The sequence below is a fragment of the Cytobacillus gottheilii genome, assembly GCF_900166665.1.
Classification (GTDB): Bacteria; Bacillota; Bacilli; order Bacillales; family Cytobacillaceae; genus Cytobacillus; species Cytobacillus gottheilii_A.
The window spans coordinates 2,431,543-2,447,266 of sequence record NZ_LT800494.1; the positions used below are offsets into that span (position 1 = coordinate 2,431,543).

Annotated in this window: 12 protein-coding genes; 6 read left to right on the forward strand and 6 right to left on the reverse strand. The window is 39.1% G+C overall.

Annotated features, from left to right (window positions below; translation table 11 throughout):
• Positions 1 to 132: 132 nt before the first annotated feature.
• Both B7E07_RS12020 and B7E07_RS12025 read right to left on the reverse strand, forming a co-directional pair.
• Positions 133 to 1,143, reverse strand: a complete 1,011-nt coding sequence (locus B7E07_RS12020) for a DUF3231 family protein (RefSeq protein WP_080846091.1) — start codon at positions 1,141 to 1,143, stop codon at positions 133 to 135.
• A gap of 409 nt (positions 1,144 to 1,552) precedes the next feature.
• Positions 1,553 to 3,256 (reverse strand): methyl-accepting chemotaxis protein, encoded by a 1,704-nt coding sequence (locus B7E07_RS12025; RefSeq protein WP_080846092.1) that lies wholly within the window; start codon positions 3,254 to 3,256, stop codon positions 1,553 to 1,555.
• Between the two features lie 221 nt (positions 3,257 to 3,477).
• Between B7E07_RS12025 and selD the strand changes: the two genes are divergently transcribed.
• Complete coding sequence (selD, locus tag B7E07_RS12030; protein ID WP_080846093.1) at positions 3,478 to 4,530, forward strand: selenide, water dikinase SelD; 1,053 nt, start codon at positions 3,478 to 3,480, stop codon at positions 4,528 to 4,530.
• 75 nt (positions 4,531 to 4,605) lie between these two features.
• Here the strand turns inward: selD and B7E07_RS12035 are convergent, their stop codons facing one another.
• The 3 genes from B7E07_RS12035 to B7E07_RS12045 all read right to left on the reverse strand — a co-directional run bounded on the left by B7E07_RS12035 (position 4,606) and on the right by B7E07_RS12045 (position 8,426).
• A complete protein-coding gene (locus tag B7E07_RS12035) occupies positions 4,606 to 5,160 on the reverse strand; it encodes a CBO0543 family protein (RefSeq protein ID WP_080846094.1) in 555 nt (184 codons plus the stop codon).
• Positions 5,161 to 6,098: 938 nt separating this feature from the next.
• Positions 6,099 to 7,040 (reverse strand): L-threonine 3-dehydrogenase, encoded by a 942-nt coding sequence (locus B7E07_RS12040; protein ID WP_080846095.1) that lies wholly within the window; start codon positions 7,038 to 7,040, stop codon positions 6,099 to 6,101.
• Positions 7,041 to 7,235: 195 nt separating this feature from the next.
• Positions 7,236 to 8,426, reverse strand: a complete 1,191-nt coding sequence (locus tag B7E07_RS12045; RefSeq protein WP_080846096.1) for a glycine C-acetyltransferase — start codon at positions 8,424 to 8,426, stop codon at positions 7,236 to 7,238.
• A gap of 311 nt (positions 8,427 to 8,737) precedes the next feature.
• Between B7E07_RS12045 and arcA the strand changes: the two genes are divergently transcribed.
• The 3 genes from arcA (at position 8,738) to chbG (ending at position 11,777) form a co-directional block, all read left to right on the forward strand.
• Positions 8,738 to 9,970, forward strand: a complete 1,233-nt coding sequence (gene arcA / locus B7E07_RS12050) for an arginine deiminase (protein ID WP_080846097.1) — start codon at positions 8,738 to 8,740, stop codon at positions 9,968 to 9,970.
• Positions 9,971 to 10,333: 363 nt separating this feature from the next.
• Entirely contained in the window at positions 10,334 to 11,062 is a 729-nt protein-coding gene (locus B7E07_RS12055; RefSeq protein WP_080846098.1) for a GntR family transcriptional regulator, read from the forward strand.
• A 16-nt stretch (positions 11,063 to 11,078) separates the two neighbouring features.
• The gene (chbG, locus tag B7E07_RS12060) at positions 11,079 to 11,777 is read left to right on the forward strand and encodes a chitin disaccharide deacetylase (RefSeq protein WP_080846099.1); all 699 of its coding nucleotides are present in this window, start codon (positions 11,079 to 11,081) and stop codon (positions 11,775 to 11,777) included.
• 143 nt (positions 11,778 to 11,920) lie between these two features.
• Here the strand turns inward: chbG and B7E07_RS12065 are convergent, their stop codons facing one another.
• Positions 11,921 to 12,937, reverse strand: a complete 1,017-nt coding sequence (locus tag B7E07_RS12065; RefSeq protein WP_080846100.1) for a serine hydrolase domain-containing protein — start codon at positions 12,935 to 12,937, stop codon at positions 11,921 to 11,923.
• 554 nt (positions 12,938 to 13,491) lie between these two features.
• On the opposite strand from B7E07_RS12065, the gene katA reads away from it, so the two are divergent.
• The gene (gene katA, locus B7E07_RS12070) at positions 13,492 to 14,949 is read left to right on the forward strand and encodes a catalase KatA (RefSeq protein WP_080846101.1); all 1,458 of its coding nucleotides are present in this window, start codon (positions 13,492 to 13,494) and stop codon (positions 14,947 to 14,949) included.
• Between the two features lie 133 nt (positions 14,950 to 15,082).
• A complete protein-coding gene (locus B7E07_RS12075; protein ID WP_080849183.1) occupies positions 15,083 to 15,499 on the forward strand; it encodes a Fur family transcriptional regulator in 417 nt (138 codons plus the stop codon).
• Positions 15,500 to 15,724 lie beyond the last annotated feature (225 nt).

Here is a 15,724-nt window from a genome sequence, read left to right on the forward strand (position 1 = left end):
AATTTTTACAGTATACTTCATAATTAATCCCCCTCAATACTTTGAAAATTCACTAAATGTTCACATTTACGATTGTAGTATAACTTGTTTGGATTCGCAATGTGTTTCCTTCTGAATGAAGTTAGACATCTTCTAGGATTCCCCTTTTTTCCTGACAAGCATTTCACGATCAATTGTGCCTGGCGGCTGTTCGAGCCAGTTGTTTTTAATCATGATATCGGCACCTTGCTTCGCAAATCGGGCAATTTCAAATGATAAACGTTCATAATTGATGGCCAGATCACTGCGCTGACTAGCTGCTGCAGCAGTTGCATAATTACCGGTCCCTGCAGCACTAAGTAAAGACATGTGAAACATGACTAACTGGTCTGAAAAAACTTGTGTGGTTGATGAGGTTACACATTCATCCGGAGAAGTTGGTGCTGTAATATTGCTGTCTAATAACGTTTTCGTAAATACCGTAATTTGTTTTTCAGAGATTTGTTTTCCGCGAAGCAGATATTCCTGCACTTCTTCACGCGGAGAGGTTTGGCCAAACGCTAAGCATAATTTAATGCCAATTGAATTGGTTTGAATGTTGAGAAACAAATGGGAAATTTCAATCGAATTTAATGGTCGCTTTTTTGAAAAAGGATTAAGTCCGCTTAAATATTTGCTCGAATCAACATAGTCGGTTTCAGACGGCAATGGAATATAAGGTGCCCTAACATAGAGCCCGTTTCTAATCATAACTTTTAATGTTTTTTCATATAAGTTTCTTGTCTCTAATAATGCCTTTGAATAGTAATCTACGATGTCCTCTCTGCCACTCATGGCGAGCATCCCGCTATAGCCTAACATTCCTGCTTTAGCCATATGATTAATATACGTAACAGCAAAGGCATCTGAAAAAAGACGGGGTGCGTTTAAATTTACGTCTTTTTCTGTAAAACCTGTTGGCTTTGCATATCCTTCTTTTTCAAAAAGAGCTGTCAGCTTTTCAATATGTACAGTTGCAATATTTAACGCAAATTCTATAGCTTCTTTTATTTCTTTATCATCTGCATATTTCAGCATATGTGAAAGAATGCAGGCGGACATACTGTCGTTTTGAAAGGAAGTCCAGAGAATTCCAATTTCAGAAGCCATTAATGGTTGTTTCATACATTCTTCACCATCCTTATTGTTAGTATTTACGAAGTTGTAATCATTATCCTCGATAAATATGAAAAACATAGGTAAAAACGGCTGGGAATACTCTGGGTAAATGCATGCTTTGACGTATATACATAAGGCTCGTCATTTTAGGCTTTGGAATTCAGCTCGCTTCTAAAAGGCTGTTTTCGCAAATCTTGTTTTTACTTAAATGTACAAAGCTTTCCATTTCAGCATTTGCTTTCCGGAGGGGTGGTACTGAGCAGGAGCCTCGCAGTCTTTCGTTTCAATCAACAGGAAAATGCTTGGAGATAGTGTTCCAAGCATTTTATCCCACTTCCTATATGTCAGGACCAATAATAGTTTAAGCGATGCTGTTTGAAATGTAGAAAAGCTCATTAACAAAAAGTCAGTTTTTTCACAGTTTAAAGTGATTCAATTCGTCCTTGAGTTCTTCCGCCAGCTTATTTAGAGATGCTGCAGATGCACTGATTTCCTGCATGGTTGCGAGCTGCTGCTCCGATGATGCAGCAACGTTGCCGGTATGATTTGATGTCTGTTCTGCCAAAACGGCGAGAGATTCAATGGTTGCGTTCACTTCTTCTGCTGAAGCAGCCATTTCTTCTGCTGATGATGTTACTTCTGCCATTCTTTTTGAAACCATGTCGATTGATTTAAAGATTTCCGTAAACGATGATCCCGTTTCATTTATAATCTTTGTGCCGATTTCTACTTCTACTTTTCCTTGAGACATCGATTGGACCGCTTCTGTGGTATCTTCTTGTATTTGTCTAATCAGCTCTGAGATTTGGTTAGCTGATCGATTGGATTGCTCAGCTAATTTTCGCACCTCATCCGCTACCACAGCAAATCCTTTTCCGTTTTCTCCTGCTCTGGCAGCCTCGATTGCTGCATTCAAAGCAAGAAGATTCGTTTGTTCTGATATTTCTCTCATGACACTGATAATTTGCCCGATTTCAGTTGAGCGCTGTCCGAGCAATTCCACTTGAGTGGTTCCGGCAGCTACTGCTGTTTCAATCGATCTCATTTGCAATATGGCGTTTTCAACTAACGTATTTCCAGTCTGTACATGGTTGGCAGCCTTTTGGGATTCTCTTGAAACGTCAGCGGACGTTTCTGCTACCAGTTGTACACCTGAAGATAATTGGGTCATTGCTTTTACTGATTGTCCTGCGCTTGCTGCCGAACTATCCGCTCCAGCAGCAATATTCTGTAAGGACGATGCAGCGAGCTCTGCACTCTGTACGGTCTCTTCAGCGGATGAATTGAAATGCTGAGATGAGGCTGCAACCTGTTTGGTGGTAGCAGAAACTTTTTCAAGCAGTCCTTTTAAACTTTCAGACATTTTATTAATCGCCAAAAACAGACGGCCAATCTCATCCTTGGATTTTGTCACCAAAGGGTTACCTGTCAAATCACCGTCCGCAATCTCTTCTAATCTGTTCACAACCGAAATAATCGGTCTTGTTAATTTTACTGAGTTTGTTACAGCAATGAAAATGGATCCGATGACAGCTATGATGGAAAGAACCATGATTAACATTTGGTTGTTAAATGCTAATTCATTAACTTCTGCTGCTTCTGTTTGGGTTGAGGCATTTTGTATATCAACTACATATACCCAAGAATCAATTGCATCCTGGCTGTAGGGTAAACAAAGCTCTTCCATTAAGCGAATCGCCCCTTCAAGATCTCCGCGATCAAAGAGAGGGATTATTTCATTCATGACTAAATCTTCCCATTTTTTTGTTTTTTCGAATGCGTCCGTAAATGCCGCTGATAGTTCAGCAGTTGAATGATTGCTGCCTAAGGCTGATGCCAGCTGCTGCTCTAATTCACGGGCCTTTTCTGTTTCGGTAAGGAAATTCTCCTTGAACTGTTCCTCGCCAAAAAGAATATAATCTCTAGCAATCTTTGCCCGGTTTGCTACACTAAATGACATTTCATTAACAGCTTCAACCATCTTCATATCGTTTTCCGTTATATTTTTCAAGCTATTTGATATGGTGAAAATGGTGACAAAGCTAAAAACAGCAATACAAGTCATGAGCAAAACAATAATGGCAAAGCTGCCTAGCAACTTGGTCTTGATGCTTTTCATACAATGTATCCTCCACGTACTTTGATATGTATTAAACCCTATTATGTAAAAGCTATTATGTTTGTTTAATAACTAGATTAAACTATCACAACTAAGACTTTTTTACTAGTTAATAAATGTAAAATTGACGTAAAGAACATCACGAGCCGTCCATTTTCAGCTAGTTTTTAGCTTTAATTTTTTGAAGAAATCAAGGTATACTGTTAGTGGAGGTGATAATTTTGAGTGAACATGAAAAAATTCGCCTGACTTCACTGTCAACCAAAGCCGGCTGAGGCTGCAAAATTGGTCCTGAGGACTTGGCGCAAGTTTTGCGTCTATTGCCAAAGCAAGAGAGTGTGCCTGAACTGCTGGTTGGCCATGAAACATCAGACGATGCAGGCGTCTATCAGATAACAGATACAATTGCCCTCATTCAAACAATCGACTACTTTACTCCGATCGTTGATGATCCGTATATGTTCGGCCAAATTGCAGCTGCGAACGCCTTGAGTGACGTATATGCAATGGGCGGCCAGCCGAAAACGGTCTTAAATATAGTAGGCTATCCAGTCAAAAAACTAGGAGCTGATATGCTCTCAGATATTTTAAGAGGAGCTGCCGATAAGGTGAAAGAGTCTGGTGCCGTGACAGTTGGCGGCCATTCCATTGATGACCAGGAGCCTAAATTTGGTCTGTCGGTTACAGGGATTGTTCATCCGGATAAGATTTGGAAAAATGTTGGCGCATTGCCTGGTGATGTTTTGGTTCTAACGAAGCCAATCGGTGTGGGGATATTAACAACAGGAATTAAGAGAAATGCGGTTACAAGTGAGCAAGAACAGGCTGTTACTGAAGTGATGGCCGAATTAAATAAGACTGCGGCGGAAATTCTCATGGAGTTTGCACCACATGCAGTGACAGATGTGACTGGCTTTGGACTTCTCGGTCATGGAAGCGAGATGGCCAAAGGAAGCCATGTTAGCTTGGAGATTCATGTAGATCTTGTACCGGTGTTAGAAGGTGCAAAAGAACTGGCAAATGAAGGTGTGGTGCCAGGCGGTTCTAAAGCGAATCATAAGTGGCTGTTACATGATGTCGATTATGGTTCAATAGGTGAAGACATTCAGCTTTTGCTATGCGATGCCATTACATCCGGCGGGTTGCTTGTTGCAATGCCGGAAGAAGAAGCACAGAAATACGTTGAGAAACTGCATCAAGCAGGTTTATCCCATTCCTCTATCATTGGGAGAGTAACAGAACCAAAAGAAAAACTTATTATCGTTGGCGAATAATCAATATTGCCGGAACACATTTAAGTATCTCAGAGCTTTTTTGCTCTGAGATTTTTGGTTTAGTTCGTTCACAGATCACTCTATTGCATGAAAGGATTTTCGTCTGCTAAACCAATGAGAAAGCAAATACATAATGGTTAGGAGGATAAATGAATAATGCAGAGACCAATCAATCTTTTTATATAAATCAATGACACCTAACAATGGCAAACCAATATATGCCCCAAAAACTCCAAAAATTATAGCCTTTATAAAAGGGTTTAATTTCGGTTTAATTTGCATTAATAGCATGGCAAATACAGGAAGCATCGATAACCTAAATGAAAAGCTGACTGTTGCAATGGGAATTACTTTTACAGGGTACGCCCATTTGCCTAAACCAACTCCAACAATATCAAGGACTTCTGATAGAACCATTAATAATAATCCAGCTGCAAAAATGCGGGCTGAACTCTTACGGTCTCGAAAGACAAACCAAATAACCCAGGGAATGATAATCATTGCCAACGCGATCCACCATTGCCAGGTAAACAGGAACGCATGGTTTACTGCTTCCATTGTTAACTGATTTGCTTCAACAATTTTTTGCGATGCTTGATCAATTTGCTTTAAACCTTCCTGATAAGTCATGCATATCATCCTTTTTACTATTAAATGATCTCAGGTTCGTTAGATAATTGCCGGCTGTAGATTCTTAATATTTTCTAATTCCTTTGTATTCATTCATGATTAGCAATATCGTTTGGGTATTTAAACAAGTCCGTTCCATTGCGCTCCAGACCCTCGCTTTCCATGGGGAGGAAGCTGAGCCTCCTCGGAGCAAAGCTCCTGCGGGGTCTCAGCTTTTCCTCTATTGCCCATAGGAGTCGAGGGTCCTCCGCTCCATTTCACTCATGTTTATAAAATTTATTTTATAAGCATAAATAAAAAAGAGTGGGACCAAACGAAATTAGTATTTGTAAAACACGAATGTTCATTTTCAATGTTTATGTTTTTATACAAGCCCGTTCCATTGCACTCCAGACCCTCGCTTTCCATGGGAAGGAAGCTGAGCCTCCTCGGAGCAAAGCTCCTGCGGGGTCTCAGCTTTTCCTCTATTGCCCATAGGAGTCGAGGGTCCTTCGCTCCATTTCACTCATGTTTATAAAATTTATTTTATAAGCATAAATAAAAAAGAGGCTGGAACCAAACGAAATTAGTATTTGTACAACACGAATGTTCATTTTCAAGGTTTATGTTTATACAAGTCTGTTCCATTGCGCTCCAGACCCTCGCTTTCCATGGGGAGGAAGCTGAGCCTCCTCGGAACAAAGCTCCTGCGGGGTCTCACCTTTTCCTCTATTGCCCATAGGAGTCGAGGGTCCTCCGCTTCATTTCACTCATGTTTTGAAATATTAAATGTTTAACAAATAAAAAAACCGAATGATTAGAAAGATTTACTTCCTAATCATTCGGTTCTATGGGTGTGTTAAATACTTATGTCCAAGTCTCGTATTTTAGATATTTTTTATTTAGTTGTATCGGTAAACTCATCTGGAAATATCTTTACCCTTTAAAATAAGAGGATCTTATTTCTGTTTCAGTTTTTCCAGCATATCCACTGTCATTTTCGCTAAATCATAATTAGCTTTAAATCCCCATTCTTCAACAGCAGCAGACTCATCGATTGAGTTCGGCCAGCTGTCAGCAATGTTTTGACGAACTGGATCAACCTGATACGAAATCTCGAAGCCAGGAATATGTTTGCGGATTTCAGCAGCAATTTGTTCAGGCTCAAAGCTCATAGCAGTAACGTTAAAGGAATTGCGGTGCTGCAGCTTGCTTGGATCAGCTTCCATTAATTGAACAATTGCATCCAAAGCATCTGGCATGTACATCATATCCATATACGTTCCTTTATCAATATATGAAGTGTATTTTCCATTTTTAACAGCTTCATAGTAGATTTCTACTGCATAGTCAGTTGTACCGCCGCCTGGAGGTGTGACATAGGAGATCAATCCAGGAAAACGCAATCCTCTTGTGTCTACTCCAAACTTATGAAAATAATAGTCTGACAGCAATTCTCCAGCCACTTTGTTCACCCCATACATGGTAGTTGGGCGATGAATCGTATCTTGAGGGGTACGATCCTTTGGTGTTGACGGACCAAAAGCACCAATTGAGCTTGGAGTAAAGAATTGAGCATTCAGCTCTCGTGCTGTTTCAAGAGCGTTCATTAAACCGCCCATGTTTAAATTCCATGCAAAAACAGGATTGGCTTCTGCTGTTGCAGACAATAAAGCAGCCATATGAATGACACTATCAACTTCATATTTCTTAGCAACTTCTAACATCGTGCGGGCATCTGTCACATCTACGATTTCGAATGGACCAGACAAAGCCGCTTCTGTTTCATTTTTTCGAATATCGGTTGCAACCACATGATCTGCTCCGTAAATTTCTCTCAATTTCACTGTAAGCTCTGACCCAATTTGCCCTAACGCCCCAGTAATCATTATTCGTTTCATACTCATCCCCAGCCCTTTCTCATGTAAAGACAAAGCTCTATCGCTCTTTCACTTATAAAAACATTTATTTGAATTGCGCTCCTAGGAGTTGATCCTCTTATATCTGTTTTAGGAGGAATAACGAGCCTGTCGCCTTTTTTCAGTATTTAGAAGGGAAGGATTTGCTCATTCCTTCCCCCCTTCACTATTTTTACTTTAAATCAATCCCATTTCCTTGCCGACTTTTTCATAAATGGCCAGTGCTTCATCCAGCATGTCAGTTGTATGAGCTGCAGAAGGCATATTTCTTACACGTCCTGTTCCTCTTGGTACAGTTGGGAACACGATCGATTTGGCATAAACACCTTCTTCATTCAGACGTTTGCTGAATTCCTGTGTTTTTACTTCATCTCCAATAATGCATGGTGTGATCGGTGTTTCGCTTTCCCCAATATCAAAGCCAAGCTTTTTTAGGCCATCTTTTAAGTAATTGGCATTGTCCCATAGCTTTTCATTTAACTCTGTGCTCTCCATTAATAGCTCAATGGATTTAATGCATGCAGCAATATCAGCAGGTGTTAAGGATGTCGAGAAAAGGAAAGGTCTGCTGCGCACCTTTAACCAGTCAATAAGGGATTGCTTTCCTGCCACATAACCGCCGACAACGCCGATTGCTTTGGAGAGAGTTCCGATTTGGAAGTCAATTTTATCTGACAAACCAAAATGCTTAACAGTACCCGCACCTTTGCCCAAAACGCCGGAACCATGGGCATCATCTACATATGTAATTAAGTCAAATTCTTCAGCAATCTCAACGATCTCAGGCAATTTTGCAATATCTCCATCCATTGAAAAAACGCCATCTGTAATGACCATGACTTTATTATATAAACCTGATTCTGTTGCTTCCTTTGCTTTTGCACGTAAATCATCCATATCTGAGTGATTAAAGCGGATGATTTTCGCTCTTGAAAGACGGCAGCCGTCGATAATAGATGCATGATTTAATTCATCAGACAGGATCGCGTCATTTTTATCCATCACAGCCGAAATAGCTGCCATATTACAATTAAATCCTGATTGGTATGCAATCGCTGCTTCTGTATGCTTAAAGCGTGCAAGTATCTCTTCAAGCTCGATATGAATATCAAGCGTTCCATTTATTGTTCGGACTGCACCAGCACCAACACCATATTTTTCAAGTGCTTCATTAGCAGCTTTTTTAAGACGATCGTCTGTAGCTAGCCCCAAGTAGTTGTTAGATGATAAATTAATTAATTCTTTACCGTTTATTTTGATCTTTGGGCCATTTGGACTTTCCAGTGGATCAATTACATTATATAAACCTCTGCCTTTTAAATCATTTAAATTTTCATCAAGGAATGAATCTAATATTTTGCTTGTCATAATTTTAGCCTCCATTCTTTTCTTTTCCTCAATTAATACATTTGTCCACTCTGCAAGGACAATAAAAACCTTGTTTTGTTGAGCGTTTCCACTAATAACTTTATCATATATTTTTGTTTTGTACATATATAGCGGACATAAAGTTCTGAGACTTATGCATGATTTTACGCTCCTATCCCATACTATTGGTGAAAATATTCGCTTTTATCCTCTTTTTGAAAGCATGAATATTTATACAAACAAATGATCTGTTTACTCTACCAATTTGAAGGGAACGGCTCAAATAGAAAGAAATTAGGAGGAAAAATAGAATGCAGCAGCAATTAAATGTAACTTCAGAAATCGGTAGACTTAAAACAGTTATGCTACATAGACCAGGATTGGAAATCGAGCATTTAATGCCACAATACTTAGAAAGACTATTATTCGATGATACTCCTCACCTTCCCATCATCCAAAAAGAACATGATTATTTTGCGCAACAATTAACGAATAGAGACATCGAAGTTCTCTATCTCGACGTATTAATGAAAGAGGCTGTACAGAATCAGGATGCCAGGCAATATTTTATGGATGAGATCTTAAAAGATGGCCTGGAAAACTTAGACGGATCATATGACAGTGTAAAAGAGTATTTTCAATCATTAGGAGGAGACGAGCTCGTCAGCATTGTCATGTCTGGGGTGCCTAAATCCAAAATACCAAAAAGCAAACAAGTTCATTTGCATGAGATAACAAATGAGCATTATCCCTTTTATTTAGATCCGATGCCGAATCTTTATTTTACAAGAGATCCAGCAGCGGTGATCGGAAATGGCATTTCCATTAATCGGATGTACGAGCCTGCGAGAAGGCGTGAGTCCATCTTTGTTGATACGATTATGAAGTTTCACCCCCGCTTTCGAGACGCTCAAAAACAAACGTACTTCTCTAGGAATGATGTTTATTCAATGGAGGGCGGCGATCAGCTTGTTTTAAGCAGTGAAGTTTTGGCGATTGGTGTAAGCGCAAGGACAACTGCACAAGGAATTGAGAAATTAGCGTCAGAAGTGTTTAAACAGAACAATACATTTAAGAAAGTTCTGGCAGTTGAGATTCCGAAAAAAAGAGCCTATATGCATTTAGATACTGTGTTTACGATGGTTGATTACGACAAATTCACCTATCATCCAGGGATTGAAAGTGAAGAAGGCGGACTTAATATCTATATTCTAGAAAAAACATCTGAAGAAGGTGAATTTGAAATTTCCAGAAAATCTGATCTAACCAGTGCTTTAAAGGAAGTGTTAAATCTTAAAGAAATTACGTTAATTCCCTGTGGAGGCGGATGTCCGATCGCAGCTGCCCGTGAGCAATGGAATGATGGCTCTAATACACTCTCCATTGCACCAGGTGTTGTAGTTACCTACGACCGCAATACGGTTACAAACAATGTTCTCCGTGAGCATGGAATTGAAGTCATCGAAATTGAAAGCTCAGAATTATCCAGAGGACGTGGCGGTCCACGCTGCATGAGCATGCCGCTTGTTAGGGAGAATTTATAGTGACGTGCGTGCAGGGATAGACGTTCCGCTTCTTTTCAGTCAAAATGAACCCAATTTAAAATAGCCAGTATCTGCCCGAAGGATTAGACATGTTAAACTACTGCCTAATCCTCCGGGTAGTTTTGTGAATTTTTCCCCCGAAAAAACAGTGTGCAATCTCCAAGTTTCAAATATAACCTTGCTCCCTGGAATCGATCTATTTGTTCCTAACCAAAAAATTGTTCTTAATCATATAGGATTTGTCATAACATTTATGTATAATTGTTTTATAATGTATAATCTTGTAAGTTATTTTTATAAACAAAAATGTTAACGCTTTCTATTTCTTTTTTTTATTTCATGCTGCATCGATAGGAGTTCATAATGGAAAAAAATCAATCACTGCATGCTTATGTGAAAGAAGAACTGATGAATCAAATTAAATCAAACAAATACAAGCACGGAGAACAGTTCCCTACTGAATATAAACTTTGCAAAGAATTTGACGTCAGCAGAACAACGGTTCGCGCCGCTCTGCATCAGCTCACACAAGAAGGATACCTTGTTCGTCATCAAGGAAAGGGAACATTTGTAGCTGATCCTAAAGTAAGTCAAACGCTCACCCAAACAGTTAAAAAATATAGTGACCAAGTGGCTATGCAAGGAAAACAAGCAAGCACACAGCTCATCAGCATCCAAGTCGTCCCTGCTAATGAATTTCTGCAAAATGCATTAAAGGTTGCTATAAATGCACCTATTCAGCGAATTGAGCGCACACGTGGTGCCAACGGAGAGCCGACACAATATCAAATTTCATATATTCCATGGGAAGTCGCACCCGGGATCACAAAAGAACATGCTGAATCATCTCTATATACCTCTTTAAAACAGCAGTTTTCCGTCCATATCGCGAAAACAACGGAAAATGTTGAAATTACACTTGCAGATGAACGCACGAGCAATTACTTAAAATGCAAACGGGACATCCCCTGCTTCTACCTTGAAACAGTGGCAGTTGATACTACAGGACGACATGTTGAATTTTCCCGCTCTTATTTTAGAGGAGATAAAACGAATTTTATCATTGAGAGGAATTACCCGGAAGAACAATAGAAATCGGAGGGTTAATATGAAGATACTTCTGAATGCAGATGATTACGGACTTACGAAAGGTGTTACTGATGGCATTATTCAATCACATGTTAATGGAATAGTTCAGTCAGCAACACTGATGATGAATGGACTTGCTGTTTCATATGCAGTTGAACAAGCACACAAGCATCCCAGTTTACAGGTTGGCATTCATCTTGTACTGACATGGGGAAAGCCGGTTGGTAGAGATGCTGCTTCATTAACGAATGAAAAAGGGCTTTTTAAATTCAGCAATTCCGAGAAATCCAATATTGACTTGGATCCTCAACTGGTCGAAAAAGAATGGGAAGCTCAAATAGAAGCTTTTCTTAATACAGGTCTCCCCCTTCACCATATCGACAGTCATCACCATGTCCACAGCTGGCCAGCTTTGAAAGAGGTCATCGTCCGGCTTGCAAAAAAATACAAGGTCCCCGTTCGTTTTGCTGATTCAATTAAAGATGAATCTGATATTCTCTTAACCCAGGCACTTTGGTTGGACTTTTATGGGGACGGTGTTGATGGTCAGCTTTTTCATAAACTTAAAGATTTGCCATATGAATCTATTGAAGTGATGACCCACCCTGCTATTATTGACCATGATCTCCGCAGTGTAAGCTCATATGTTGAGAAACGAAAAACAGAACTTGAGCTATTATGTTCCATGAGTATGCCAGATTGGGCTAAAGCATTTTAATCGGTTCCTTCAACCACATAAAAAACCGAATGATTAGATAAACTTCCTAACCATTCGGTTCTATTTTCATATTAAATATTTGTGTCCCAGCCTCTGTGAATTATAGACAGAACAGTAATTCTACTACTTTAATATGTCAGCGTTTATAAAATTGCGTACTCAATTTCTTTCAGAATTTCATAAGCACCTTCAGATTCATTTGAGCATACCACAATGTTTAGCTTTGTATCTGGATAATATACACAACGAAAGTTTACACCAGGGTCATATCCCATTAAGATGTACTTTTCGATGGCTTCTTCTTCCCTCAGCATATATACTCCATAACCGTAAAACAGATCTTCATCGATCTCTGCCATCGCTTTCAGTAATGTCTGTGTCGTTTCTGGCTTTAACAGCTGGTCGTTCATTAATGCTTCCCAAAAATGAATCATATCCTCTGCTGTAACATATGCCCCGCCATCAGATGCAGATTTGGCTGGGAGTGAATAAATATTTGTTTTCCAGCCTCCATCAGGCTTCTTAACATACCCTAAAGCCGTTCTCTCGGGCAATTCATCTATTTCAAAATAACCGGATTCTGTCATTCCAGCCTTCTGAAAAATAAATTTTTCAATATAATCACTAAAGATCATTCCGCTTACCTTTTCAACAATCAGACCTAAGACAATATAGCCGGCATTATTATAATGAAAAGCTGTGCCAGCAGCATTCTTCATCTTTCGGTTTTGGAATAATGGCAAAAAATCCTGCAGTTTCCGAATATGATACATCGGTGTTGTGATCCATAGCTCTTCGTAATCATCCATTTCTTCTTCATCAAAATAGTCTGGGATCCCAGATGTATGAGAGAGCAAGTGGTGTATGGTCACATTTGGATCAAAATAAGGAAAATCAATATCAAGGCACTCATTCAATTTTGTATTAAATGAAACCTTCCCCTCTTCAACAAGCTGACAAATGGCGATAGCTGTGAAGATTTTACAGCCAGAAGCTATTCCATATCGAGTTTTGGATTGATTTTTAATCTTTTCGGAACGATTCGCATAACCATAACTTTCTGTTAAGCTAACAGTTTTCGATTTTACATAAAACGTTCCTGAAAATTGAATTTTTTCGGCCGTTTGATTGATTTTTTCTAATAGATCGCGATTGTTCATAATTTATTCCTCCTAAATGTCTTTTTAACTCTTCTCCTCTAATAACAGGGAACTAAAAAGTACATTTAGTTAGCCTCTTCACATTTGAAAACGCAACATCCCCTCATCCTCCTTTATAAAACCGTAACACAATTTCTAAATTTTACAAATACTTATAGGGGAAATTGTATTTTCTTTTATTAACAAAAACCAACTATTATTCATTTTAAGCAAACCATATGAAACGTTTCTTCTAACCAGCAGGTTTAAGAGTTACCAACATGGATCTAAATCAGTCCTCTTAAAGACTATATTAGAATGAACAAAGTGCTGTATGAACCCCTCTCCTTTCCAAATCTTCTAAAAAGATCGTTCTATCCTATAATTCTAAAAATATAAATAGAATATATGCTTAAAGGACTGATAGACTTTTGCTCTTCTTATCATAATTATAAATACTTCTACATTATAAAAAGTTTTTATTTATAATTATTATAAAAAAGTATTGATTTTTGAGTGATAAGTGTTATCATTAGTTCATAAGCAATCGAAACTACTATTTGAGGTGATTTTTTATGACAACTAATAATCGATTAACAACAAGCTGGGGCTCTCCTGTAGGTGATAATCAAAATTCAATGACAGCAGGCGGACGCGGTCCCACTTTACTTCAAGATGTACACCTGCTGGAGAAACTAGCACATTTTAATAGAGAACGAGTTCCAGAGCGTGTTGTTCATGCGAAAGGTGCCGGCGCACACGGGTACTTTGAAGTAACAAACGATCTATCAAAATACACAAAAGCAGATTTTCTATCAGAGGTTGGCAAACGCACACCAATGTTTATCCGCTTCTCTACTGTTGCCGGTGAGCTTGGCTCCGCTGACACGGTTCGCGACCCGCGCGGATTTGCCGTTAAGTTTTACACGGAAGATGGAAACTATGATTTAGTTGGAAATAACACACCTATCTTCTTCATTCGGGATGCGATTAAATTCCCTGATTTCATTCATACACAAAAAAGAGATCCGAAAACACATCTTAAGAATCCTACAGCGGTTTGGGATTTCTGGTCACATTCACCAGAATCATTGCACCAGGTGACATACTTAATGGGAGATCGCGGAATCCCAGCAAGTCTCCGTACAATGAATGGCTATGGCAGTCATACATTCAAATGGGTTAACAGTGAAGGCGATGCTGTTTGGGTGAAATATCACTTTATTGCAGACCAAGGCGTTAAAAACATGGATCCGCAATTAGCCGCTAAAATTGCTGGTGAGCACCCTGATTATCATACAGAAGATTTATTTAATGCGATTGAAAACGGCGACTTCCCTTCTTGGACATTAAAGGTTCAAATCATGCCTGTTGAAGATGCAGATACGTATCGCTTCGATCCATTCGATGTCACAAAGGTATGGTCACACAAAGATTATCCATTAATTGAAGTTGGGAAAATGGTGTTAGATCGAAACCCAGAAAACTATTTTGCTGAAGTGGAGCAGGTTACGCTTTCACCAGGCAATATGGTGCCAGGCATTGAGCCTTCTCCTGATAAAATGCTTCAAGGACGTTTATTTGCATACTCTGATGCTCACCGTTACCGTGTGGGAGCTAACCACAACATGCTGCCAATTAACCGTCCAAAAAACGAGCAGGCTAACTACCAGCGCGATGGACAGATGCGTTTTGACAACAATGGCGGCGGCTCTGTTTATTACGAGCCAAACAGCTTTAACGGTCCTGCAGAAACACCTGAAAACCAAACTTCAGGATTTGCTGTAAATGGTGTGGCAGAAAGTGTTTCATATGATCATAACGACCATTACACACAGGCAGGTGACCTGTATCGCTTAATGGACGCTGATGAGCGTGAACGACTTGTTGCAAACATTGTGGCATCTATGAAAGAGGTAAAACTTGAAGAAATCAAAAAGCGCCAAATTCAGCACTTCTATAAAGCAGATGCTGAATATGGAACAAAAATTGCAGAAGGATTAGGTTTATCAATTGGCGAAGAAGTAAAATAACTAAAGCAAAATTCTTAGTTTTAAATTCTCATTTTATCTTCTCGATTCTCATTTAAAGACAAAATTCTTTTTGGAGGAGCTGTTATAAATGAAACAGACTCCTCCCATTTTTATATAAAGAGGCTGATTAGTGATGGAAGATGAACGAATAACAGAACTCGTTCCCTTTTTAAAAGAAAAGGGGCTGAGAATCACACCGCAGCGTATTCAGATCTTAAGTGCAATGATGGAAACTGATGGCCACCCAACCGCTGAAGACATTCAGAGTAAGATTCCCATCATCAGTCTTGCTACCATATACAATAATTTAAAATTATTCGTCAAGCTTGGCATTGTTGAAGAACTTCCTTATGGGAATGGTGTGAGCCGCTTTGAATTGTATAAAGCACCTCATTACCATGTTATTTGTGAAAACTGCGGAAAGATTGCTGACTTAAACTTTCCAGATTTAAAAGTCGTAGAAGCATTCGCTTCCAGTGTAACAGGCTTTAAAATTCACACACATAAAATGGAAGTATATGGACAATGTACGAAATGTCTACCATCGTAGAAAGGTGATTTGAATGAAAAACAATCGAAATGTTTGCCCTGTTTGCCGCAAACCCATTAAACAGCTGAAGCATAGCAATTTATGTGCATGCGGGATTAAAATTAAAACGAAAAAAGCGATATCCTAATATGGAAATTTCGGTATATATCACATGAGAGAAGGAATCGCTTAATAAGGAATTCCTTCTCTCTTTATACTTTTTTACAACAAAAAAAGCCACCCGAA